The organism is Glutamicibacter sp. NPDC088483, from assembly GCF_044753145.1.
Lineage (GTDB): Bacteria > Actinomycetota > Actinomycetes > Actinomycetales > Micrococcaceae > Glutamicibacter.
This window is the reverse complement of the sequence record NZ_JBIVMP010000003.1, coordinates 384244-408190: the sequence shown is the minus strand read 5'-3', so window position 1 is coordinate 408190 and position 23947 is coordinate 384244. Positions and strand designations below refer to the sequence as shown.

The 23947-nt window shown below is 63.2% G+C and carries 24 protein-coding genes; 11 read left to right on the top strand and 13 right to left on the bottom strand.

All coding sequences use genetic code 11. The features are described 5' to 3' along the window. Positions 1-6 precede the first annotated feature (6 nt). The 4 genes from cobA (at position 7) to ACIP6G_RS08670 (ending at position 4056) form a co-directional block, all read left to right on the top strand. A complete protein-coding gene (cobA, locus tag ACIP6G_RS08685) occupies positions 7-1026 on the top strand; it encodes a uroporphyrinogen-III C-methyltransferase (protein WP_286134062.1) in 1020 nt (339 codons plus the stop codon). Continuing rightward, a complete protein-coding gene (locus ACIP6G_RS08680) occupies positions 1026-2126 on the top strand; it encodes a uroporphyrinogen-III synthase (protein WP_105656355.1) in 1101 nt (366 codons plus the stop codon). Before cobA ends, ACIP6G_RS08680 begins: the two co-directional genes overlap by 1 nt. Before the next feature lie 46 nt (positions 2127-2172). Next, positions 2173-3081 carry a carbohydrate kinase gene (locus ACIP6G_RS08675; RefSeq protein WP_105656354.1) on the top strand — a complete coding sequence of 303 codons (909 nt, stop codon included), beginning with the start codon at positions 2173-2175 and terminating at the stop codon, positions 3079-3081. A gap of 201 nt (positions 3082-3282) precedes the next feature. Continuing rightward, positions 3283-4056 (top strand): IclR family transcriptional regulator, encoded by a 774-nt coding sequence (locus ACIP6G_RS08670; RefSeq protein ID WP_105656353.1) that lies wholly within the window; start codon positions 3283-3285, stop codon positions 4054-4056. 7 nt (positions 4057-4063) lie between these two features. Here the strand turns inward: ACIP6G_RS08670 and ACIP6G_RS08665 are convergent, their stop codons facing one another. The 7 genes from ACIP6G_RS08665 to ACIP6G_RS08635 form a co-directional block, all read right to left on the bottom strand. Next, positions 4064-5074, bottom strand: coding sequence for a sugar phosphate isomerase/epimerase (locus ACIP6G_RS08665; RefSeq protein WP_365943714.1), 1011 nt, complete (start codon positions 5072-5074; stop codon positions 4064-4066). A gap of 13 nt (positions 5075-5087) precedes the next feature. Further along, positions 5088-6194, bottom strand: a complete 1107-nt coding sequence (locus ACIP6G_RS08660) for a Gfo/Idh/MocA family oxidoreductase (protein WP_365943715.1) — start codon at positions 6192-6194, stop codon at positions 5088-5090. An 18-nt stretch (positions 6195-6212) separates the two neighbouring features. Next, the gene (locus ACIP6G_RS08655) at positions 6213-7052 is read right to left on the bottom strand and encodes a carbohydrate ABC transporter permease (protein ID WP_105656351.1); all 840 of its coding nucleotides are present in this window, start codon (positions 7050-7052) and stop codon (positions 6213-6215) included. Then, positions 7045-8037: a carbohydrate ABC transporter permease gene (locus ACIP6G_RS08650; RefSeq protein ID WP_105656350.1), complete on the bottom strand. Its 993-nt coding sequence runs from the start codon at positions 8035-8037 to the stop codon at positions 7045-7047. Before ACIP6G_RS08650 ends, ACIP6G_RS08655 begins: the two co-directional genes overlap by 8 nt. 95 nt (positions 8038-8132) lie before the next feature. Then, a complete protein-coding gene (locus ACIP6G_RS08645) occupies positions 8133-9485 on the bottom strand; it encodes an ABC transporter substrate-binding protein (protein WP_105656349.1) in 1353 nt (450 codons plus the stop codon). Between the two features lie 46 nt (positions 9486-9531). Beyond that, positions 9532-10644, bottom strand: coding sequence for a Gfo/Idh/MocA family protein (locus ACIP6G_RS08640; protein ID WP_400289513.1), 1113 nt, complete (start codon positions 10642-10644; stop codon positions 9532-9534). A gap of 5 nt (positions 10645-10649) precedes the next feature. After that, complete coding sequence (locus ACIP6G_RS08635; RefSeq protein WP_365943719.1) at positions 10650-11390, bottom strand: sugar phosphate isomerase/epimerase; 741 nt, start codon at positions 11388-11390, stop codon at positions 10650-10652. A 158-nt stretch (positions 11391-11548) separates the two neighbouring features. Between ACIP6G_RS08635 and ACIP6G_RS08630 the strand changes: the two genes are divergently transcribed. Both ACIP6G_RS08630 and hutU read left to right on the top strand, forming a co-directional pair. Then, entirely contained in the window at positions 11549-12763 is a 1215-nt protein-coding gene (locus ACIP6G_RS08630; protein ID WP_332487599.1) for an ROK family transcriptional regulator, read from the top strand. A 130-nt stretch (positions 12764-12893) separates the two neighbouring features. Then, the gene (hutU, locus tag ACIP6G_RS08625; RefSeq protein WP_365943720.1) at positions 12894-14570 is read left to right on the top strand and encodes a urocanate hydratase; all 1677 of its coding nucleotides are present in this window, start codon (positions 12894-12896) and stop codon (positions 14568-14570) included. Positions 14571-14648: 78 nt separating this feature from the next. Here hutU and ACIP6G_RS08620 read toward each other — a convergent pair whose 3' ends face one another. After that, entirely contained in the window at positions 14649-15158 is a 510-nt protein-coding gene (locus tag ACIP6G_RS08620) for a Dps family protein (RefSeq protein WP_133834001.1), read from the bottom strand. Between the two features lie 238 nt (positions 15159-15396). Here ACIP6G_RS08620 and ACIP6G_RS08615 point away from each other — a divergent pair, with 238 nt between their 5' ends. From ACIP6G_RS08615 to panD, 4 genes are all read left to right on the top strand, one after another. Then, positions 15397-15819, top strand: a complete 423-nt coding sequence (locus ACIP6G_RS08615) for a hypothetical protein (protein WP_365943721.1) — start codon at positions 15397-15399, stop codon at positions 15817-15819. A 279-nt stretch (positions 15820-16098) separates the two neighbouring features. Continuing rightward, positions 16099-16671, top strand: coding sequence for a hypothetical protein (locus ACIP6G_RS08610; RefSeq protein WP_400289510.1), 573 nt, complete (start codon positions 16099-16101; stop codon positions 16669-16671). Positions 16672-16812: 141 nt separating this feature from the next. Further along, positions 16813-18354: a histidine ammonia-lyase gene (gene hutH / locus ACIP6G_RS08605; protein WP_365943723.1), complete on the top strand. Its 1542-nt coding sequence runs from the start codon at positions 16813-16815 to the stop codon at positions 18352-18354. A gap of 110 nt (positions 18355-18464) precedes the next feature. Further along, complete coding sequence (panD, locus tag ACIP6G_RS08600) at positions 18465-18887, top strand: aspartate 1-decarboxylase (protein ID WP_365943724.1); 423 nt, start codon at positions 18465-18467, stop codon at positions 18885-18887. 7 nt (positions 18888-18894) lie between these two features. Here panD and ACIP6G_RS08595 read toward each other — a convergent pair whose 3' ends face one another. Further along, positions 18895-21351 carry an excinuclease ABC subunit UvrA gene (locus ACIP6G_RS08595; protein ID WP_365943725.1) on the bottom strand — a complete coding sequence of 819 codons (2457 nt, stop codon included), beginning with the start codon at positions 21349-21351 and terminating at the stop codon, positions 18895-18897. Positions 21352-21404: 53 nt separating this feature from the next. Beyond that, the gene (locus tag ACIP6G_RS08590) at positions 21405-21782 is read right to left on the bottom strand and encodes a hypothetical protein (RefSeq protein WP_365943726.1); all 378 of its coding nucleotides are present in this window, start codon (positions 21780-21782) and stop codon (positions 21405-21407) included. 155 nt (positions 21783-21937) lie between these two features. On the opposite strand from ACIP6G_RS08590, the gene ACIP6G_RS08585 reads away from it, so the two are divergent. Beyond that, positions 21938-22423, top strand: a complete 486-nt coding sequence (locus ACIP6G_RS08585) for a DUF6328 family protein (protein WP_365943727.1) — start codon at positions 21938-21940, stop codon at positions 22421-22423. A 12-nt stretch (positions 22424-22435) separates the two neighbouring features. Here the strand turns inward: ACIP6G_RS08585 and ACIP6G_RS08580 are convergent, their stop codons facing one another. The 3 genes from ACIP6G_RS08580 to rbsD all read right to left on the bottom strand — a co-directional run bounded on the left by ACIP6G_RS08580 (position 22436) and on the right by rbsD (position 23928). Then, positions 22436-23236 carry an oxygenase MpaB family protein gene (locus ACIP6G_RS08580; RefSeq protein WP_365943728.1) on the bottom strand — a complete coding sequence of 267 codons (801 nt, stop codon included), beginning with the start codon at positions 23234-23236 and terminating at the stop codon, positions 22436-22438. Positions 23237-23299: 63 nt separating this feature from the next. Next, positions 23300-23491, bottom strand: a complete 192-nt coding sequence (locus ACIP6G_RS08575) for a hypothetical protein (RefSeq protein WP_105661953.1) — start codon at positions 23489-23491, stop codon at positions 23300-23302. A 53-nt stretch (positions 23492-23544) separates the two neighbouring features. Then, entirely contained in the window at positions 23545-23928 is a 384-nt protein-coding gene (gene rbsD / locus ACIP6G_RS08570; RefSeq protein WP_365943729.1) for a D-ribose pyranase, read from the bottom strand. Positions 23929-23947 lie beyond the last annotated feature (19 nt).

Here is a 23947-nt window from a genome sequence, read left to right as displayed (position 1 = left end):
GAAACCATGATTGGCATCGACCTCGAACTGCGCGGATGCACTGTGCTGATCGCTGGAAGTAAATCCGGGAGCAAAAATACTGCGCTGCGCTTCCAGGCGGAGGGCGCCACGGTGCTCACCGCCGACGGGCCCTTCCAGGCAATACAGTTGCTGGAACAAGCCGGCCTGCTGGTGATCTGCGATGCCGAACCGCAGCGCTTCGCCTCGGTGGTGCAGGCAGCGCGCATTCCCGTCATGCACCTTGGACCAGCGACCCGGGCCGGATCCATCACCCTGCTCGGTGGCGGCCCCGGCGCATTGGACCTGCTGACCCTGCGCGGCGTGCGGGCCCTGGCCGAAGCAGAAGTCGTCTTCGCCGACAGGCTCGGTCCCGCAGCGCACCTGCCCGCTCTCGCACCGCAAGCTCAAATCGTGGACGTCGGCAAGCTTCCCGGACACCACAAGCTCACCCAACGGGATATCGAAGCCCTGATGATCGAAGCGGCCCGCGGTGGCGCTGCCGTAGTCCGGCTCAAGGGCGGAGATCCCTTCGTCTTCGGCCGCGGCTTCGAAGAAATCGCGGCCGCTACCGCTGCGGGCATCCCGATCAGCGTCATCCCGGGACTGAGCTCGTGCATCACCGTGCCGGCAGCAGCCGGCATCCCGGTCACCGCCCGCGGGGTGAACACCATGTTCACCGTGGTCTCGGCCCACGATCCACTCAGCGATGCGCAGCTTGACCACCTGGCCAAGCTGGGCGGAAGCATCGTGATCCTGATGGGCATGGGCACCATCGAGCAGACCGTCGCCGGGCTGCACCGGGTCGGCATGGACCCGCAAATGCCATGCGCCATCGTCGAATCCGGCACCACCGACATCCAGCGCACCAGCTGCACACGGCTAGCCCATCTCGCCGAAACAGCCCGCGGCCATTCCAATCCTGCAGTCATTGTCATCGGTGAAGTCGCTGGACTGCCGGCCACGCTGGTGAACGCGGCAGCGCAAGAAGAGCCGACCGCGCTGGCAGCGCAATTGGAAGTGGCCTGATGAGCAGCCCCAAACCCTTGGCCGGCTTCCGGCTGGCCGTCACCAGCGACCGCCGTTCCGCAGAACTCATCGAAGCCTTCGAACGCCGCGGCGCCGAGGTGACCCATACTCCGCTGCTCCAGCTCGCCCCGCTGGACGACGAGCAGCAACTGATCGCCCAAACGCAAAAGCTGATTGAGGTCCGTCCGCAGGTAGCCGTCATTACAACCGCCTACGGACTGCGCCGCTGGGTTGATACCTCCGAGGCTGCCGGCATTGGCGACGAGCTGCTGGCAGCGCTCGGGCAGGCGCAGCTCTACGTCCGCGGGGCCAAAGCCCATGGCGCCGTCAAGGCGCTGGGCCTGGAACCGGCCGCCGTGGCCAAGGACGGGCGCAGCGCCTCCATGCTGGAACTGCTGGAGGGCAAGCTCCAGGGCGCCACCGTCGCCTTGCAGCTTCATGCCGATTCCGACCATGGAATGCCCCAGAGCCTGCGCGAGCTGGGCGCTCGCCGGGTGCTGAAGGTGGAGCCCTACCGCTGGCAGGACACCAGCAGCGATAGCGGGATTTCTGCTTTGGTGGAGGGCCTGTGCGCCGCCCACTTCGACGCGGTGACCTTCACCAGCGCGCCGAGCGTGCACGCGCTGTTCGCCGCTGCCAAGGCGCGCAGTCGCTTGCCCGCTCTGCTGCGCTCACTGGCCGAGCGCGTCGCGGTGGCCACCGTTGGACCGGTGACTGCTGCCCCGCTGATCGAGGCGGGCATCTGCCCGCTGGTTCCCGAGCGCCATCGCATGGGTGCGATGATCGGCCAGCTCGTGGAGCATCTGGCCTCGCTGGGCACGTTGCAGGCGCAAACAGTCCACGGCCAGGTGCAGCTGCGCGGTCGCACCCTCTCAGTCCAGGACGAAAACTGCGAATTGACTCCCGGGCAGGCCGAATTGGTGCGCGCGCTGATCGAGGCGGGCGGCAGCGTCCTCTCCCGCGACGAACTAGGGGCCGCACTTCCGGAAGCCAGTTCCAAGCATGCCTTGGATATGACCTTGAGCCGGCTGCGCAAGGCGTTGCCGCAACCAGAAATCATCGCCACGGTCATCAAACGTGGGTACAGGCTGAACGTATGATCACCCCGATGGGCTTTTTCCCTCCGGGTTACGTAGGATCGATGTCATGGTTAATATTCAGGTTGCCGGTGAAGCCCTAGTCGATATCGTCGATGGTGTGGCGCATCCCGGCGGTTCCCCGATGAATGTTGCTGTTGGACTCGGCCGATTGGGCCACGAAGTCCTGCTCCAGACGGACATCGGCGATGACGAGCATGGTCGGCTGATCGCCGAACATGTGGCGGCCTCAGGCGTTCAGCTCGCAGCCGGATCGCACACCGATGCGCAGACTTCCAGCGCCACCGTCGTGCTGGATGAGTCCGGAGATGCCAACTACGAGTTCCAGCTGAACTGCAAATTGCAGAGCATGGCTTCGACCCAAGCCACCTTGTTCCATTCAGGATCCGTTGCAGCGTTCCAGGGTCCGAGTGCCGCTCGAATCCATGAGGCTTTCGAGGCTTCCCCACCGGGCCAGATCCTGAGCTTCGATCCGAACCTGCGTCCGGAGCTGGTCGAGGACCGGGCAGAATCGGTCAAGCAGATCGAGAAGCTGGCCGGGCTGGCGGATATCGTCAAGCTCAGTGACGAAGACGCCCTGTGGCTCTATCCGGGATGGGACACCAATCGCATCCTGGAGCACTTCTTGGAGCGCGGGGCATCGCTAGCGATCATTACCTTCGGCGCACGCGGAGCCGAGGCCCGGACCAGGCAAAGCGAGGTCATGGTTCCCTCGATTTCGGTGCGTACCGTAGATACGGTCGGCGCCGGTGATGCGTTCATGGCCGGGCTGCTCCACGCCATCTTGGACAGCTCGCTGGCCAAGTCCCTTCGCGATGGCACGCAGCTGGACAGCGTCGAGCTGGAGAAGGTCATGCAGATCGCTTCGGTGTGCGCGGGAATCACCGTGTCGCGCGCCGGGGCGAATCCTCCAACCCTTGACGAGCTGAATCATTTCCTCAGTTCCACGACGCGCTAGACCTTTCATTTCTGGCCGATAGTCGCTGGGATCTCCGCCTGGAATGGCGCTGATCCCAGCGACTATTTATTTCATTCGTTGTGGGTGCCTTGCATTATCCGCCGGCAGCCAGCCCAGCAGCCTGGACTATCGAAGGAAACGGCAGACCAGGTTGCTAGAGTTCCTTGCAGAGCACTATGCACGATTCATTGAGGAGGCCCCATGGGCAGCAAGGTTCCAGCGGCCGATAACACCTTGCGGATCCTCAGGTTGCTGGCCAGCCGGAAGACCCCGACTCCGGCGGCAATGATCGCCACGTTGCTGGAGCTTCCTCGATCCAGTGTCTACCAGCTGCTGAACGTGATGCTGGAGCACGGATTCATCACCCACTATCCAGAGGACAAATCCTATGGTCTGGGGGTCTCCGCTTTTGAGCTTTCCAGCGCCTATACCCGCCAGGAACCGCTGGCACGGCTGGGTGCCCCGCTGATTGCCCAGCTGGTCGACAAGGTCGGCGAAAGCGCCCACCTGGCCGTGCTGCATGGTTCCGATGTTCTCTACATTGTCGAAGAACGCGCCAAGGGCCGGCCATCCTTGGTCACCGACGTGGGTGTTCGCCTGCCTTCGCACCTGACCGCATCCGGCAGGGCAATTCTCGCCGCGCTGCCCAAATCCCAGGTGCGCGCGCTCTACCCCGGTACCGCCAGCTTCACGGAGCGCGTGGCCGAGTCATCGATCTCCAGCTACTCGCAGTTGCGCCGCGAGCTGGACCAGAGCACGCAGCGCGGCTATGCCGTAGAGCGCGGAGATGTCACCCCGGATTTCCACTCGCTCGCGGTAGAAATCCGGGATTCCAGCGATTGGCCGGTGGCCGCCGTTGCTGTCACCTTCCTGGCCGATCGTGTCCCCGAAGAGCAGTGGGAGACTCTCCTGCTGCAGATCCGCGCCACTGCTTCGGTGATTACCTCGCGGGTGCAGGGCAAGCGTCCATCCTAGCCAGGTGCTACTGGTTCGAGAATGCCGCGTCGAAGGACGCTTCGGGGCGTTTGAACAGGAGGCTGCGGATGTAGCCCACAGCTTCCTTCGCACCGTGCAAGCGGTCCATTCCCGCGTCTTCCCATTCGATGGAGATGGGGCCCTTGTACCCGTGGAAGTCCAGTGCGCGGAAGGCATCTTCCCAGTTGATGTCTCCGTGGCCGGTGGAGACGAAGTCCCAGCGCCGGCGGGGATCGCCCCACGGGAGATGGGAACCCAGGATGCCATTGCGCCCGTTGGGATGATGCATCCGGGTGTCCTTGCAATCCACGTGGTAGATGCGGTCGGCGAAGTCGGTGATGAATGCGACCGGGTCGATGCCCTGCCAGAACATATGGCTGGGATCCCAATTCAGCCCGAACGCTTCGCGGTGGCCGATTGCTTCCATGGTGCGCACGGTGGTCCAGTGATCGTAGGCGATCTCGGATGGGTGCACCTCCAGGGCGAACTTCACCCCCTGCTCATCGAATTCGTCCATGATCGGATTCCATCGATCCGCGAAGTCCTCGTAGCCTGCATCGATGACCTCGCCCGGAACCGGCGGGAACATGGCGACGTACTGCCAGATCTTCGAGCCGGTAAAGCCAACCACTACATCGGCACCGAGCTTGCGGGCGACGCGGGCCGAGCGCTTCATGTCCTCGGCGGCCCGCTGGCGGACGCCTTCCCCATCCCCATCGCCCCAGACATAGTCGCGCAGGATGGCCTGGTGGCGGAAGTCGATGGGATCATCGCAGACAGCCTGGCCGCCCAGGTGGTTGGAGATCGCCCAGGCTTTCAGCCCGTATTTGTCCAGGATTTCCAGCCGCGACTGGAGGTAGGCCGGATCCTCGTCGGCACGGTTGAGGTCCAGGTGGTCACCGCTGGCTGCGATTTCCAATCCGTCATAACCCCATTCTGAAGCCAGCCGGGCGACTTCTTCGAAGGGCATATCAGCCCACTGGCCGGTGAAAAGCGTCACTGGATGCGTCGCGTTCATGGTGGTTTCTCCTCTAGTCATCGGTGTCGATCCAGTCCCCGGAATCAGCCGATTCCAGAACGGCATCGGTCAAACGGCAGGCGCGGGCGCCATCGGCAAAAGTTGGAAGCCCTTCGGGCGCTTCGCCACGGATCGCCGCGTAGGTGTCGGCCACGAAAGCGGCGAAAGCATCAAGGTAGCCCATCGGGTGTCCTGCAGGGACCACCGACAAGCGTGCGGCATCGGGACTGAGGTCAGCGGCCTGGCGGGACAGGATCGAGGACATGTCGGGTTTGCCGATCCACAGTTCTTCCGGTTTTTCCTGCTTGAATTCCAGCGCCGACCGGTCTCCGGACAGCTCGATGGTCAAGGCGTTCTTCCGGCCGGCGTTGACCTGTGACACCATCAGCGTGCCGATGGCTCCCGAAGCCATCTGCACAATCAAGGCGGCAGCATCCTCGGTATCGACGTCCACGGCGCCCCGCTGCTTGTGGGCAATGGAGGTGGTCGCGTTCAGCCGAACGATCCGCTCCCCCGCAATGAATTCCAGCAGATCCACCAGATGCGAACCGATGTCCGCGAAGGCCCGCGAAGGTCCGCCATTGGCTGGTTCTACCCGCCAGTTGCTGTCGCTGACCGTATGCATCCAGTCTTGCAGGTACTGGCCACGCACGGTCAGCAGCCGGCCAAGTTTCCCTTCCTGCACGTGGGCCCGGGCCTGCCGCACCATGGGGTGGTAGCGGTAGACGAACGGCACCGAAGCCACGGCCCGGGAACGCGATGCCAGCAATGCCAGCTCGCCGGCTTCCCGGGCGCTGGTCGCCAGCGGCTTCTCGCAAACAACGGACAGGCCAGCTGCCAGTGCAGCGGCTGCCTGCTCGGCATGCAACGCATTGGGCGAGGTGACATGCACGGCGTCGCATTGGGCGAGCAGCGCTTCGACGCTGCCGAAACCGGGCACGCCCAGGGCGGCTGACGCTTGGCGGGTGGATTGCTCGCCGTTGGACCGCACCCCGATGAGCTGGGCGCCTGCCCGGCGGATCGCATCGGCGTGGGTCCGGGCCATGAAGCCGCCGCCGATGACGCCGACCTTCAGTTCCTGCATGGCCGGTGCAGCCTGCTGGCTGTTCAAATGGGACATGTAATTCCTTGTCTTTTCTTACTTGACCGCGCCGGAGGACAAGCCTGCGACCAGGTGCCGTTGCGCGAAGAGGAAACCGACCAGCACCGGAATCGATACCACCACCGAGGCGGCCATCATCTGGTTCCAGTACACATCGGTCTGCGAAGCGTAGGCCTGCAAGCCGATGGACAGCGTCCTGGTGTCCGAATTGGTGAGCACACTGGCGAAGAGCACTTCGCTCCAGGAAGTGATGAAACAGTAGACCGACACCGCGATGATCCCCGGGCGTGCTACCGGCAAGACCACCTTGAGCAGTGCGCCGAGCCGGCCAAGTCCATCGACCATGGCCGCCTCTTCCAGTTCCTTGGGCATGGCGGCAAAGAAGCCGGTGAGCATCCAGATGGAGAATGGCAGGGAGAACGTCATGTAGGTGACGATCAGCCCCAGGTAGGTTCCGTTCAGCTGCAGTCCCACGGCACGCTCCAGCTGGGTGAAGATCAAGAAGAGCGGCAGCAGGAACAGGATGCCGGGGAACATCTGGGTGGAGAGCACGATCAGCCGGAAGGACCGTGCCCCGCGGAAGTCGAAGCGCGAGAGCGCATAGGCGGCTAGGATCGCGATGGAAACCGAGAGGATGGTGGCGCTGATGGTCACGATCAACGAGTTGGCGAAGTACTTGCCCAGCGGCACCGTGGTCCAGATATCCAGGTACGGGGCCAGCGTGATTTCCGAGGGAATCCACTCGAAGGCGCCGCGCACATCCTTGAGGGGCTTGATGGAGGTCGTGAGCACCACGTAGAGCGGCAGCACGATGATCAGGGTGATGAAGGCTAGTCCGAAAACTCGCAGGATGCGGAAGCCGCGGGTCTCAATCATCGATGCTCTTTCCCTTCGGCATGACAAGTCGGATGTAGAACGCTGAGACGATCAGCAGGGCAATCAGCAGGACGACGCTCAAGGCGCCACCCACGCCGAAGTTCCAGTTGTTGAAGGACTGCTGGTAGATCAACGGGGAAATCAGGGTTGCTTCTTCCGGGGACACCGGGCCGAAGAGCAGGTAGGGGATGTCGAACTGGTTGAACACCCACAGTCCCAGCATCAAAAGCAGCACCACGTTGGCGTGCTTGATCATTGGCAGGGTGATCCTGGTGAACTGCTTCCACAGGCTGGCTCCATCCAGGGAAGCGGCTTCATAGACTTCGTTCGGGATGGATTGCAGGGCGGCCAGCAGCATCAGGAAAGCGAAAGGCCAGAATTGCCAGACGGCGACAACCACCATGACAAAGAAGGAATTCCCGCCCAATAGCCAGAACGGCCCTTCCTCCAGGATCCCGAGGTCTTCGACCAGGAAGCGGTTGACCATGCCATCGCGCTGGTTGAACATGAACGCCCAGGCGATGGTGGTGACGTAGCTTGGCAGTGCGTAGGGCACCAGGAACAGGGTGCGGAAGAATCCGTTGCTGCGGAATTTGGATGCCAGCAAGACCGCGGCGAAGATGCCAAGGCTCCAGGCGATTGCCACTACCAGGAAGGTGAACAGGAAGGTGCGCCCGAGGGCGTCGAAGAATTGGGAACCGATCGGACCGTTGGGGTCCAGCGCGGTGGTGAAGTTCTGCAGTCCCACGAACGGGGCCTTGACCCAGTTGGCAATGGAGAACTGGGTCAGCGAGAGGAAGGCGATCCATACGCCGAGCAGCATCGGGATGATGTGGATCAGCAGTTCCAGGAATGCTGCGGGAGCTGAGAGCGCATAGGGGAAGAACCGGTCGCGCTTGATTGAACTGCGCTTGATCGCCCTTGAAGCGTCGCGGGGCTTGAGCGGTTCGCTGATTCGAGGCGGTGTCTGGGCTGGCGCCGACATTCGGTCTCCTTTCATGAAAACGAATTTGGGTGCTGCAACTGGCCGCGGGGGCGCAAGGAGGTCCGCTCCCGCGGCCAGTGCAACGTGTCGGGCCGCTAGCTAGCCGGCATCTGCTTCTGCGCGTCTTCCAATGCCTTGCGGACATCGGCCTCGGTGATTTTTTCGCCCTGGGCAATCCTGGCGAATTGCTTGGCGATGGCCTCGCCTACGAGGGATTCCATCTGCCCTTCGGTGGGGAACAGCGGCATCGGGGCCGCGTTATTGGCCAGGATCTCCTTCTTGGCCTGCTGCTCGGGGGTGTCGAAGGCCGGGTCGTCGAAAGCTTCGGTGACCGATGGCAGCGAGGTGTACTTGGCGTTCAGCTTCTTCTGCTCATCGACGCTGAGCAGGTGGTTCACGAATTCTAGGGCGGCATCCTTGTTATCCGAGTTCTCGAAGACGCTCACGTTGATGCCGGCAACCAGCGACTGGGTGGCTTCCAGCCCGGTGGCATCGGCGTTCTTCAGCGGGATGGGCGCCATGGCGTAGTCCTTGAAGTCAGCGGCATTGAAGGACTTGCCCGGGGCCTGGTCGAAGAACATGGCGGCGTTGCCGTCCATGATTTCCCCTGGCAGCACCGAACCGTCATTGATCTCGGCGTTGGACTTGGAGACAACGCCGTCCTCGCCCATCAGCTGGATCCAGTCGTTGACGCCGCTGACGACGCCATCATTGGTGAAGTCCGGCTTGCCGTCCGTGGTGTACAGCTCGCCGCCGTTCTGCATGCCCAGGATGAATGCGGAGTGGGCATTATTGGCGGTACGCTGTCCGGCCAAGGTGAAGCCGTACTGGTCGACCTTGCCGTCGTCGTCGGTATCCTTGGTCAGCTTCTTGGCGGTGGCCAAGAATTCATCCCAGGTCTTCGGAGCCTGCTTGATGCCGGCTTCCTCGAACATCTTGGTGTTGTAGTACAGGCCGTAGGCCATGGAATACAACGGCAGCGAGGTGGGGGCCTGGCCCTCGGCGCCGCCGGTGGCCAGGGCTGCCGGCACGAACTTCTCGGCTCCGCCTATGGCCTCCAGCGCCTCGCCTTCAAAGGGGACGAAGGCACCGCTGGCCTGCAAGGTGGTGGCCCAGGTGTTGCCGATGTTCAGCACGTCCGGCCCTTCGCCGCTGGAGACGGCGGTGAGGATGCGGTTGTACAGGTCGGCCCAGGGGACGACTTCCAGCTCGACCTCGATGCCGGTTTCCTCGGTGAACCGCTTGATGGATTCGCCCAGGATCTCCTCGTCCTGGGTGACCGAGCTGCCCTGGTTCGAAGCCCAGTAGGTGATGGTCCCGCCGGCTTCTTCCGACCCGGAGCCGGAAGCCGAGCCGGAGCAGGCGGCCAGGCCGCTGAGCGACAGCGCTGCGATGGAGGTGATCGCCGTGAAGCGCCCCAGCTTGCTCTTGAAATGTGGTGCAGACATGTTTATTCCTTTTCAGGTGCGGGTGATGCTGTCAAGGGGTGGTGCTTCAGGCAAGGATGCCGGGAGCCGAAGGATCCCAGGCCGGGTCCAGCAGCGCGATGGGCTCGACCGTCGAGGCCACGTCGATGAAAGCTCCCGATTCCATGGCTTCCGCGGCGCAGACCATGATGTCCAGGACGTGGAACGCCAGTTCGCCGGACACGCGTTCCTTGCGGCCCTCGCGGATGGCTTGGGCCAGTTCGGCAACGCCGGTGCCACGCCCGTAGGTGGATCCTTGGGCGGTGACAACGCTCGGCTCCTGGTCCCCGAAGTGCAGGATGGTGTCTCCGGTGAATTCGTTCGGATCCGGCAGCTGCGCGGTGCCTTCCGTTCCGGAGATCTCCACGAACCCTGCACGCTTGAGCTTGGAGTCGAAGCTGAAGATGCACTGCGCACTGGCCCCGGATTCGAAGGAGAGCAGCGCTCCGACGTGGGTTGGGACCTCGACCGGGAAGCTGGTTCCGACCTTGGGGCCTGCACCGATGACCCGTTGCGCGCGGGCCTGCGAACCCAGGGCGGCAACCTTGGCTACCGGGCCGAAGACTCGCACCAGGGTGGTCAGGTAGTAGGGCCCGAGGTCGAAGAGCGGTCCCGCGCCGTGGGCGAAGAGGAATTCCGGGCTGTGGTGCCAGGATTCCGGGCCGGGGCCCTGGAAGATGGCCAGGCCCGAAAGCGGGGTGCCGATGGCGCCTGCTTCAATCTGCCGCAGGCCGGTCTGCAGGCCCGCACCCAGGATGGTATCCGGGGCCACGGCGACGCGGACTCCTGCTGCCTTGGCGGCTTCGACCAGCTGCCGTCCGGATTCGCGGTCCAGTGCGTAGGGCTTCTCGCCCCAGACGTGCTTGCCGGCGGCCACCGCCTGCAGGGCTACCTCGACATGAACTGCCGGGATCGTCAGGTTCACGACGATCTGGATCTCTTCGCGGGCCAGCAATTCAGCATAGGTTCCCGAGGCTTCCACGGACCATTTGCGCGCTTGGCTTGCTGCGCGCTCGGTATCCAGGTCGGCGATGAACCGCACGGCGAGGTCCGGGAATGCGGTGAGGTTCTCCAGGTACTGGTCGCTGATGGTGCCGGCTCCGACAATGCCCACGCCCATGGGCTGATTCTGGAATTCCATAGTCCCTAGTTCTTTTCTGCTACGAGGTAGGCGCGGCTTTCGGACACGGCCTGGAAGATGTCGCCTGCGAAGTCATCGAGTTCCACCACATGCAGCATGCCGCTGGTGGCGTCGATGATCTGGTCGATCGGCATGGATCCGCTGCCCACCGGAACCTGTTCCTTGTGGTTCTTGGACTTCGGCCCGTCCTTGATGTGCAGGGCCACAACGCGGGGTGCCAGCGCTTCAAGCAGCTGGAGCACATCGGCGCCGCCCACAGCAACCCAGTAGGTGTCCACTTCCAGGACGACCTCCGGGTCCAGCAGGCTAGCCAGGTATTCCAGGGACGTTTTGGAATTGATCTTGCTGGAGATCTCCCAGTCGTGGTTGTGGTAGCCGACCTTGATGCCGTATTCGGCACCGCGCCGGGAGGCGGCGTTGAGCTTCTGCGCGATGGCACCGATGGACTCGGCATCCTGCCACTGCTCCGCCGGGATGAACGGATCGATGACCGTGCTGATGCCGAGTTTGCCGGCCGCGGCGAAGACCTCGTCGTAGTCCGAGGAGAGCAGCGGTGCGTGCGCCGTTGGCGCGCTGAGTTCGTTCTCGGCCAGCGCCTGTGCATACTCGTCAGCGCGGGCCACGAAGTTGTACGGCTCGACTTGCGTGTAGCCGATGCCAGCTACGCGTTCGAGCGTCGCGGCCAGGTTCTCTGCGATGTGCTCGCGCAGCGTGTACAGCTGGATTGATAGGTCGTGGGCAGGCAAAGGCGTCTCCTGAAAGAAGTGGTGGGTGCGATCCAGATGCTCATGACTTGCATCACACCTTGAGACTAGTTTTACTTTTGTCGATAGTCAATAGAAGTATGTCGACATTCTCATAAAGTGTTTCGGCTTCGCGTCCATTGCTGTGTTTTACTGGGTTCATGGCCAATCCTTCGAGCCCCCAAAGCATGCAATTCGCCCGCGGCGCCAGTGGGGCAGGCGACGTCTTGCAACTGTTCATGGACGGTGCCGCGCACAGCCGCACGGACCTTGCCGCCCTGACCGGCATGGCTCGCTCCACCCTGCAAGAGCGCCTCGACGTGCTCATCCAGCTGGGCCTGGTTGGCACCATCGCGGATGGCGCGTCCACCGGAGGCCGCCCTCCCCAGCGGCTTGCCCTGCTCCCCGATGCCCGCCTGGTGCTGGCCGTCGATCTGGGAGCCAGCCACCTGCGCGTTGCGCTGACCGATCTGGCCCCCACTCCCCTGGTGCAATCCCAGGCTCCCATTTCCTTCGCCGACGGCCCGGTGGCGATCTTGCAGACCGCGATGGATCTGGCCGATGGCTTGCTCGATTCGCTGGGCCGCACCCGTGACGATGTCATTGCCATAGGCATGGGAGTGCCAGGGCCGGTGAATTTCGAGACCGGCCGTCCCGCCAATCCGCCCATCATGCCCGGATGGGACGACTTCGACATCCCCGCTTGGTTCCAGCAGCAGCTGGACGCCTTGGTGGTCGTGGACAATGACGTCAACCTCATGGCCATTGGCGAGAAGGACCAGCTGGAGACCGGCAGCGAGGACTTCATTTTCGTCAAGCTGGCTACCGGCATCGGCTCGGGCATCATTTCCGGAGGGCTGCTGCAACGCGGAGCGCAGGGCACAGCCGGCGATATCGGGCACGTGCGCATCCGCCGCGGCGATGGCATCTACTGCCATTGCGGCAATGAAGGCTGCCTGGAAGCCGTAGCCGCCGGACCCAAAATTGCCACCGCATTGCGGGCGCAGGGCATCGAAGCGCACAGCAACACCGATGTGGTCGCCCTGGTGAACTCGGGGAACATCCAAGCGATCCATGCAGTGCGCCAAGCCGGCCGCGACTTGGGCGAGGTATTGGCTGCCAGCGTGAGCTTGCTGAACCCGTCGCTGATCGTGGTGGGCGGTCGGATCTCCGCCGCCGGAGAGCACCTGCTGGCAGGCATCCGCGAGGTGGTCTACCAGCGCGGAGCGCCGCTTTCCACCCAGCACCTGCAGATCCGCACCTCGCGCAGCTGGGAAGTTGGAGCCCTGCGCGGAGCCAGCATGATCGCCATCAGCCAAGCCCTGAGCCCGGAGGCCATCGAACGCAGCGCGCTGGCGCTGATCCCCGCCACCTAGGAGCTGGAGGCAACCGGAAATTCCTCCGATTCTGAAATACCGGACAGCTCTGCCCATTCTCCGGTACCCAAGCCATGGCCGATAGCCAATGATGGAATCAGTTAGCTACGTTACATCGTAAGGAATTGCCATGAGCCACGAACCACGTGTTGTCCGCGCCCCGCGCGGTACCGAACTGACCGCCAAGTCCTGGGCCACCGAAGCCCCATTGCGCATGCTGATGAACAACTTGGATCCGGAAGTTGCCGAACGCCCCGAGGATCTCGTGGTCTACGGCGGCACCGGCAAGGCAGCCCGCTCATGGGAGGCATTCGATGCGATCGTCCAGACGCTCAAGGACCTGGAAGAGAACGAGACGCTGCTGGTGCAGTCCGGCAAGCCGGTCGGCGTCTTCAAGACCAACAAGTGGGCACCGCGGGTGCTGATTGCCAACTCCAACCTCGTTGGCGACTGGGCCAATTGGGAGCACTTCCGCAAGCTCGAAGCCGAAGGCCTGATGATGTACGGCCAGATGACCGCCGGTTCGTGGATCTACATCGGCACCCAGGGCATCTTGCAGGGCACCTACGAAACCTTCGCCGCGATCGCCGAGAAGCGCTTCAAGGGCTCGCTGGCCGGAACCCTGACCTTGACCGGTGGCTGCGGCGGCATGGGCGGCGCCCAGCCGCTGGCCGTGACCCTCAACGGCGGTGCCGTGCTGATCGTTGACGTGGATGAAACCCGACTGCGCCGCCGTGCCTCCAAGCGCTACCTCGATGAGGTCGAACTGGATCTGGACAAGGCGCTGGGCAAAGTCCTGGCAGCCAAGTCCGAGGGCCGACCGCTGTCGGTGGGCTACGTCGGCAACGCCGCCGAGGTCTTCCCGGCGCTGCTCAAGCGCCACGAAGCTGGAGAATTCTCCTTCGACATCGTCACCGACCAGACCAGTGCCCACGATCCGCTCAGCTACCTGCCGGTGGAATACGCCATGGACCAATGGCACGCCGAAGCCGAAGCCGATCCGGCCGGCTTCACCAAGAAAGCCCAGGCCGCCATGGCCGCGCAGGTCGAGGCGATGGTGGGATTCCAGGACGCCGGCGCGGAGGTCTTCGACTACGGCAACTCGATCCGCGACGAGGCACGCAAGGGCGGTTTCACCCGCGCCTTCGAATTCCCCGGCTTCGTCCCGGCCTACATCCGTCCGCTGTTCTGCGAAGGCCTGGGCCCGTTCCGCTGGGTAGCGCTGTCCGGGGATCCCGAGGACATCAAGGTCACCGACCAGGCGCTGAAGGACCTGTTCCCGGAAAACGAGCACCTGCACCGCTGGCTGGATGCCGCACAGAAGCACGTGGAGTTCGAGGGCCTGCCGGCGCGCATCTGCTGGCTGGGCTACGGCGAGCGCCACAAGGCCGGCTTGCTGTTCAACCAGCTGGTCGCCGAAGGCAAGGTCTCTGCACCTATCGTGATCGGCCGCGACCACCTGGATTCGGGTTCGGTAGCTTCGCCGTACCGCGAGACCGAGGCCATGAAGGATGGCACCGATGCCGTGGCCGACTGGCCGCTGCTGAACGCCTTGACCGCAACCAGTTCGGGTGCCACCTGGGTTTCGATCCACCATGGCGGTGGCGTGGGCATGGGCCGTTCCATCCACGCCGGCCAGGTCTCCTTGGCTGACGGCAGCGAAATGGCCGCCGCGAAGCTGGAGGCGCTGCTGACCAATGACCCGGGCATGGGCGTCATCCGCCACGTCGATGCCGGATACGAACGCGCCGCCGAAGTTGCCGCTGAGCGCGGCGTGCGCATCCCGATGGCCGCACAGGAGAAGTAGGACGCGCACATAGCCTGAGGCACCACTGATTGTGGTGCCTCAGGCTATTTATTCAATTCCAGGACCGCGCGGCCCGGGTTAAGGCTTCCGGGTTTCCGCGCTGATAAACCAGGCTTGCTGCTCCAGATCCGCAATGTACTGGTGCAGGATATCGGCGGTGGTCGGATCCGCTTCATCCACCGGGTCATGGACCTCTCGCATGACTCCCACAGTGGTCTGCAGTGCCTTGACAACCATGTCCACTGCATTAGTGGTCAGGATTTCGGTATTCACCGGTTGTTCCAGCTTCGTGTACTTCGTGACCGTTGCTGCCAGCCCGTCCGGAGTGGCATGCAAAGCTCGCATCCGCTCGGCGATTTCATCCGAGCCGCGACGCGCGATGTCAACGATTTCGTCGAGATTCTGGTGCAGGTCGCGGAAGTTGGGGCCAACGACGTTCCAGTGGATTTGCTTGCCCACCAATTGCAGGTCCAGCAGCTGGATCAGCACGGTCTGCAAGGACTCGCGCAGCACTTCCGGAGCCACGAACCCGTTTTCTGCGTTTTCGCGATCAGTTTTCTTTGCTGGAGTCTTCTTCGAATTAGCCAATGCTTCTCCTTACGTTGTCATGGACGCTTGGGGCAAGACCTGTCTCGGTGTCCCAGTCTGGACACTACCGATTTACCGGGCGGATTCCGACTGGATGGACAATTCTTTCGGAGAACGCTCAGCTTTCTCTTCGCGCCTGTTGAGCGATTCCAGAAGCCGCCATGGCAGCTGCGGAAAATACTCTTTGCCCCTCGGGTTCCCGGGAACGGCGATTCCTTTTAGCACGCAGTGGTGAATATTGGCCGAAGTCTCCGAACACCATGGGTATTGGCTTAACTGCGGGTTTCCAGCGGCTCTGAGCTTCCCCGGAATCCGGGCTTTTTCTGCGCATAGCGTAGGGCAAGTCAGGAAGCACCGACCCACGGAGGACAGCACATCTGAGCAGGATGCAAACGAGCAGTTCGGGAACTTCGACAACAACGAATCTGAAGGCTTCGAAAGCCAGCAGTCGGAACAACAGTCCTACGGCGGTGGCGAAAGCCAGCAGTCCTACGGCGGCGGTGAAGGCCAGCAGTCGGAGCAGCAATCCTACGGCGATAGCAACGAATCCGGTGAGGAATCGTTTGGCGGCGAAAGCCAGGCCGGACAGCAGTCCGATGGCCAATCGTATGGAAACGATGAAAGCCAGTTTGGTTCCGAAGAGCGGAATGAAGGATTCTAGGAACCAACTAGCCCGGTAGGTTCGCCTGCCGGCTCAAACCGTGCCCCTTCTCCCCCTGGGCACTAGTAGTAGCTTCACTGCTTGCACTGGGCATGCGGTGAAGCGATTGCTTTTGTCCCCGCATGGAATCGTCAGTAAATTGCATGGTTGCGTGCTCCCGGGGCACGAGAACTCATTCGTTCCTGTGCCGTTCGCGTTGGTCATTTATCGTCATTCAACGCAGAATGTATCTATACCACGTGTCCAAATGCGCTGGCCGGTTCGATTGACAGGATGGTCATGTTCTCGAAAATTACCAAACGCTTCGCTGGGCCGCTGGCGGTTGGAATCCTTGCAGGCGCACTGGCAGGTTGCGTGAGCATCCAACCCTCCAGCGAAGAGACAAGCGCACCAGCAGAAGAAAGCATGGCACCGGAGAACGCCGGGCCTATCGAAGGCAGCGTCACCCCAAGCTCCAAAGCCCCAGAAGGCGCTTCTACTCGTACTCCCAATGTTCCGAAGGCACCTGCGGACAGCACCTTCCAGTTCGTCTATGATTTCCTCGATGCGCAAGCGACCGAAATCAGGTGCACGGGCGGCATGGATATCTCTGAAATGGGTCAAATGCTGAAGCTCATCGGCGATTGCCAGAACGTCACCATCTCTGGTTCCGGAAACATGATCGTCGCTCCGCACATCAAAAATCTTGAGCTGGACGGCAGCGGTAATATCGCAGCAGTCAAGAACATCAAGCACGTAACCTTTAGCGGCATCGGCAATTCGGCCGCATCCCTTAACGAGAACGCCAAGGTCACGGACAACGGCTCGTCCAACAAATTTGGCGAGGATGCCTTCGAAGGCCTCACCTTCTGAAACCGGAACCCCTGAACGGGCCTCCAGGGCACTGTCTGGCATTTCGGACAGATGACCCGAATATCAGTGCCGTGCAAACTCGTTCTGCCGAACAATGGAGATTAGAGACCTCATTGCAGCGTAGAGAACGGATTGAAAATCATGGCTACTTCCCCGCACGTAACCCTGGACCTAGCTGGCGCCACCGCCGATGACGTGATTGCGGTAGCTCGGCACAACGCGCAAATCAGCATCGCGCCTCAGGTTCTTGAAGAACTGGCAGCAGTCCGCGCCCACATCGATGCCCTCGCTTCAGCCGACACCCCGGTCTATGGCATTTCCACCGGGTTCGGCGCCCTGGCAACGCGCCACATCGCTCCCGAGGACCGCGCTAAGCTGCAGCGTTCGCTGATCCGCTCGCATGCAGCCGGCATGGGCGACCCAGTTGAGCGCGAAGTGGTGCGCGCGCTGATGTTCCTGCGTGCCAAGACCCTTGCCTCGGGCCGCACCGGCGTGCGCCCGGTAGTGCTGGAAACCATGGTTGGACTGCTCAATGCCGGCATCACCCCGGTAGTGCGTGAGTACGGTTCGCTGGGTTGCTCAGGAGACCTTGCTCCGCTCTCCCACTGCGCACTGGTCCTGATGGGCGAAGGCGAAGCCACTGACCGCGAAGGCGTGAAGCGCCCCGTGCCGGAGCTCTTTGCTGAAGCAGGACTGGAACCTGTCGAACTGGCGGAGAAGGAAGGCCTGGCGCTGGTCAACGGCACCGACGGCATGCTCGGCCAGCTGCTGATGGCACTGGCAGACCTGGAAGAGCTCGCAGACATTGCCGATGCCACCGCGGCCATGAGCGTCGAAGCCCAGCTGGGCACCGACCAGGTCTTCCGTGCTGAACTGCACGAACCGCTGCGCCCGCATCCGGGCCAGGGCCGCAGTGCTGCAAACATGTTCAGTTTCCTTTCGGGCTCCCCCATTGTCGCTTCGCACAGCGAAGGCGACGGCCGCGTGCAGGATGCCTACTCGCTGCGCTGCTCCCCGCAGGTTACCGGCGCAGTACGCGACACCATCGCCCATGCCCGCCTGGTCGCCACCCGCGAATTGGCAGCAGCCATCGATAACCCTGTCGTGCTGCCATCGGGTGAAGTCACTTCCAACGGCAACTTCCACGGTGCTCCCGTGGCGTACGTCTTGGACTTCTTGGCCATTGCCGTAGCTGACCTGGGATCCATTGCAGAACGCCGGACCGATCGCATGCTCGACCCGGCTCGTTCCCGCGACCTGCCAGCGTTCCTTGCCGATGACCCGGGCGTGGATTCGGGCATGATGATCGCCCAGTACACGCAGGCCGGACTGGTCGCGGAGAACAAGCGTCTGGCCGTACCGGCCAGCGTGGATTCCATCCCGTCATCAGCGATGCAGGAAGACCATGTTTCCCTGGGTTGGCACGCGGCGCGCAAATTGCGCACCTCGGTCACCAACCTGCGCCGCATCCTGGCAATAGAAATGCTGATTGCCGGCCGAGCCCTGGATCTGCGCCAGCCATTGCAGCCTGGCCCGGCTACCCGCGCCGTATTGGAGCTGCTGCGCACCAAGGTTGCAGGCCCGGGCGAGGACCGTTTCCTCTCTGCCGAGCTGGAAGCTGCTTGCCAGTTGCTGGCCTCCGGGGAAGTGCATCGCGTGCTGGAAACCCATCTGCCAAAGTAGCCGTTCGCGGCCAACTGTGTGGGGTGCCGGACAATGCCCGGGCATCTGCGCGCAAGAGGCGTAAGCTTGGATACCGGGAAACCACTTACCTCGCGTGAAAGAATCGTCTAATGCAACGCACCATGTTCAAGTCCAAGATCCACCGGGCAACTGTCACCCAGGCAGACCTGCACTACGTAGGCTCGGTCACCGTTGACTCCGAGCTGCTCGAAGCCTCGGATATCCTGCCCGGCGAACTGGTCAGCATCGTAGACATCACCAACGGCGCCCGCCTGGAAACCTACACCATCGCTGGCGAGCCGGGCAGCGGGGTCATCGGCATCAATGGTGCGGCAGCGCATCTGGTGCACCCCGGCGACTTGGTCATCCTGATCAGCTATGCGCAGATGGACGATGCCGAGGCGCGCAGCTATGTGCCGAGCGTGGTGCATGTGGATGCCGATAACAAGATCATCCACCTCGGCGATGATCCTGCCGAAGCAGTGGCCGACGGGGTGCAGACCCCGCCGCACGCACTGCTGAACAGCAACTAGTCCAGCTTCACAAGGCCAGCCGGCGCGCAAGGTATTGCGCGGTTCTGCTGGCCTTGTCTTGCGCCACCGCCCTTGGGGTCCCCTCGGCAACGATGCGCCCGCCGCCATCCCCTCCGGCCGGCCCCAAATCGATCACCCAGTCGCTTGCGGCAACCACATCCATCTGGTGTTCCACCACGATGACGGTGTTGTCCTGGTCGACCAGCTGCTGCAGCTGCGATACCAGCAGCTGCACGTCGGCAGGGTGCAGTCCGGTGGTGGGCTCATCGAGCAGATAGAGCGTGTGCCCGCGGCGCTGGCGCTGGAGTTCGGTGGCCAGCTTGATGCGCTGGGCTTCGCCGCCGGACATTTCGGTAGCTGGCTGGCCCAGCTGCAGATACCCCAGTCCGACTTCGCGCAGGGTCGCCAGGGCCCGTGCCGCGGAAGGGATTCCGGAGAGGAATTCTTCGGCTTGGCTGACGTCCAGTTCCAGGATCTGGGCAATGTTCTTGCCCTGGTATTCGACGTCCAGGGTCTGCTGGTTGTACCGGGTTCCGCGGCATTCGGGACATGGCCCGTAGGTCCCTGGCAAGAAGAGCAGCTCGATTTCCAGGTAGCCTTCGCCCTGGCAGTTCTCGCACCGCCCGCCGGCGACGTTGAAGGAGAAGCGTCCGGCACTGTAGCCGCGTTGCCTGGACAGCGGCAGCTCGGAAAAAGCCTTGCGGACCGCATCGAACAGGCCCGTGTAGGTTGCGACATTGGATCTGGGCGTGCGCCCGATGGGTTTTTGGTCCATGAGCACTACGCGGCTTAGCTGGTCTGCGCCGGTGACCTCGGCGATCACCGCGCGATCCGCCGTCGCTTCCGGATCCTCCGGCCCGGCAAGCACCGGGCCGCCCGCAGCCTGGGCCAGGGCACCGCAGACCAGGCTGGACTTGCCCGATCCCGACACGCCGGTGACCGAACAGAAGACCCCCAGCGGGAACGCGGCGTCCACGTCGTCCAGGTTGTGCAGGTTCACCCCGCGCAGCTGCACCCATCCTTGGGCTTCGCGCGGCTCGCGGTGCGGCGCAGGCCCGGGATCGAGGAAGCGCCGGGTCACGGATTCCTGAATTCCGGACAGGCCGGAAACTTCTCCGCTGTAGAGCACCTGCCCGCCGTTGCTGCCCGCGCCGGGGCCGACATCGACAATCCATTGCGCACGGCTGACCACATCCATATTGTGCTCCACCACGAATACCGAGTTGCCTTCGGCCTTGAGCGCGTCGAGCACCTCGATCAGCGGCTGCACATCGGCCGGGTGCAGCCCGGCAGATGGCTCATCGAGCACGTAGATGACGCCGAACAGTCCCGCGCGCAGCTGGGTGGCGATGCGCAGGCGCTGCATTTCCCCCGGCGACAGCGTCGGGGTGGCGCGGTCCAGGCTCAGGTATCCCAGCCCGAGCTCGACCAGCACCTGGATTCGGCCCAGCAGGTCGGCGCTGATGATGCTCGCGACTTCGGCCTGCGCCTCTGCCTGGGCATCAGCCGCGAAGGGGCGCAAGAGCTCGGCCAGGGAGCTGAGCGGCTTGCCGTTGAATTCCGCGATATCCAGACCGTCGAAGGTGACCTGGAGCGCATCGGGGCGCAATCCCGTCCCCGAGCACGCCGGGCAATCCTGCGAATGCATGAAAGCCAGCGCCTTGGACCGCAGGTTCTCGCTCTTCGAGGTCGCAACCGTGTGCCGGACGTAGCGTTCGGCACTCCAGAACCGGCCCTTGTACGGTTTGGCCACGCGATCCCGTTCCGGGGTGACTTCCACGACTGGCTGGTCTTCGGTGAACAGCAGCCACTTCCGTGTTTCCGCGGGCAGCTGCTGGAACGGAACGTCGATGTCGTAGCCCAGGTGCGTGGTGATGTCCCGCAGGTTCTTGCCCTGCCAGGCGCCGGGCCAAGCCGCAATCGCGCCGTCCCTGATGCTCAGGGAGGAATCCGGGACCAGCGATTCCTCGCTGACCGAATGCACCGTTCCCGCACCGTGGCATTGCGCGCAGGCGCCGGCCGCGGTGTTGGTGGAAAAGGCATCCGAATCCAGCCTCGGTGCACCCTGGGGGTAGGTTCCTGCGCGGGAGAACAGCATGCGCACGGAGTTGGACAGCGTAGTCAGGGTCCCAACGGTGGAACGGGAACTGGCAGCACCACGCCGTTGCTGCAGGGCCACGGCCGGTGGCAGCCCGGAGATGAATTCCACCTTGGGCGTGTGCCCCTGGGCAATCAGCCGCCGCGCGTAGGGAGCCACCGATTCCAGGAATCGGCGCTGGGATTCAGCGAAGATGGTTCCGAAGGCCAGGGAAGATTTCCCGGAACCGGAGACCCCGGTGAAGGCGACAATGGCATCGCGCGGAATGCGCACTTCGACATTGTCCAGGTTGTTCTCGTTGGCACCCCGCACGTGGATGAATCCGTCATGGTCGGCAGGTGCCCGGAAGGATGCAAAGCTCTTCATCTTTCCCACACTATGCGCCTGCACGGGGCGAACTCAATTCGCACCTCGCGCGCTCACCCTTCGGATTGGCAGGCCGCGTCGGGGCATCCTTGCCAGGTCTTCGAGAAGTATCCGACGATATCGGTACTGTGTTCCCACGGGTAGATTTCATCGACCTTCCCGTGGATACGCATCGCTGCCTGCGCCACGGCCAGGTGGAAGAACCGGCAGACCTGTGAGTAGTGCCAGAGATCCGCAATCAGCTCGGCCAGCTGTCCATGGGCCAGCGGCCGGCCGGGTCCGAATCCGGCTGCCGCCATAGCCTGGAGCACGATCTCCTCCGTGAGTTCATGGCCTTTGCCGCAATCGCACCAGGCCAGGCCCTGGCTGGGCATCGACCACACATCAATGCTGCTCCCGGCGGCGCCATCGGGTTCCATCTGCTCCTCCATCGTCGAATTCTGCTTGGCTCCCGAATGTACCGGCCGCGACCTACAGTTTGGCCCGGCGGGCCGGCAGGCTCTTGCCTGCACCGGCATTGCTTGGCATAGTCGTTTGAGCCGGCGGGGTTCAACCAGCTGGCGGATTGAGGCCGAGGAGAACAGTGATGATCAAGCGTTCCCACCCCGATACCAGCGATGGCGCACCGCACCGGCAGTGGAACGAGCTGCTGCAGGAAATGCGGGTGATGCAAACTGGTGTGCAGATCCTGGCTGCTTTCCTGGTGGTTTTGCCCTTCCAGGCGAGGTTCGAGATGCTCAGCCGAACCGACGAGGTGGTCTACATCATTTTGCTGGTGGCGGCCACTGTGCTGATTCTGCTGCTGATCACCCCCGTGGCCGTGCACCGGTATCTCTTCGGGCAGCGGCTCAAGGAGCAGACGGTCAGCTTGGGGCACGCCGTCGTGAAGATCGTGGGCATCGGCGTGGGGCTGCTGGTCTCGGGTTGCGTCTGGTTTGTGCTGCAGGTGCTCTTCGGCTGGCAAATCGGGGCCTGGATCGGAGGGCCGCTGATCCTGGTGGCCTTGTTCCTGCTGGTGGCGCTGCCGCGGATCCTGATCCGGGTTGGACCAGAGAACGGCTTGGGGCACTAGGCTTCGGGCCGGCTAGGCCATCTTGTCGACGCGGCGCAATATCAGCCGCATCGGCGCATGCCTGATGGCTCGCGGCAGCAGCCGCGTGGCGGCCCTGGCGACGGCGATGACGCGGGCGTTGCGCTGCGCTGCTTTCCCGGTGAGGCGATAGCCGAAGCCCTCGCGCACCGGGGCCGGCAGCTGGGCGATGGTCACGTCGCGCATCAGCGGCATGCCGATCCGGACCCACCATGGGGCATTGCGTGCTTCGAAAAGTTCGCGGGCCAGCGCCCTGGTCTGGTTGGTGACTTCCAGCTTCGCTTGATTCTGCGCAAAGTACTGCTCGAAGCCGCCGAGGTCCTGCGGCCAGTAGTCGCCCGGCATCTGCAAGGCCTCACCGAGCCGTGCGTACTGCAGGTAGAGCTCTTCCTGGTCGGCCTTGTTTTCATCCAGGATCTGGCCGGCAATTACGCGAGCCGAATCATAGAGCGTGGCCGCCACCCACAACTGCAGCCTGGGATCCAGCGCAGAATACGCGGGCCTGCCCTCGTCACGCGTTGCGCGAATGGGCCGGTGCGCCGCGTCAACATGGGCGATGATCTTGCGCTGCTGTTCTGCTGTGCCATTGCTCAATGCATAGATATAGCCGAGGGTATGAATCAGCCGGCTGAGCGGGTTGGCGGCGAAATCAGAGTGCTCGGCAATGGCCCGGCCAATCTGCGGGTGGGCCAGCTGAAGCAAGATGGCTCGGCCCGCTCCGAGCAGCAGCCCGGCTTCCGGCGCGATGCTCGAGAAGGGCTCGCCGTTCTCTGCGGCCAGGTTCCTTTGCTTCATGACCTCCATTCTAGGCAGTCGGCTTGCCCAAGGTCATTGGCGCCGATGGCTGCAGGAAGTCGCTCAGGATTCTTGCGTCGCACCCTTCTTCAGCAGGACAACGACGGAAGCTGCGGCCATGAACACGGTTCCCGCGATCACCGCAATGCTCTGGGGCGTCTGGCCCGGGTCGCTGGACAACGCCGGCACGGTGAGAATCAGGACGGCCGCCCCCAGCACCATGAGGGCGAAAGCTGCATAGAACATCTTCTTCACTGCGTCTCTCCTCGGGTAGCGCGCTGCCGCGAAACAGCTGCGGCATCCGGTGCCTAGAATGCTACCCCGCAGTGCAGGATCGCGTTGGCGTAGGGGGTAGCTTCCCCCGTGCGCACAATGACCTTGGCCTGGGGCAGTTGGGCTTTCAGCTCTTCGTGGGAGATGAAGTCCGGGTCCAGGCCCCTGGCCAGGCACAGTTCCTGGACCGGGCCGTTCTCTGCTTCGGCCGCCAGGGTGCTGTTCTCGATCACCATGTTCCGGGCCAGGACCTCGAGCACCTGATCGAAGCTGGGCAGCCCCTGCACCAAGGCCAGATCGATGACCAGTGGGCCTTCGGGCAGCGGCAGGCCGCAGTCCGCTATCACCACGGTGTCGGTATGCCCGCACTTGGCCAGGGCGGCCAGCAGCGGGGCGTTGAGAATTTCGGATTTCAGCACAGCGGCTTCCTCAGGTCTT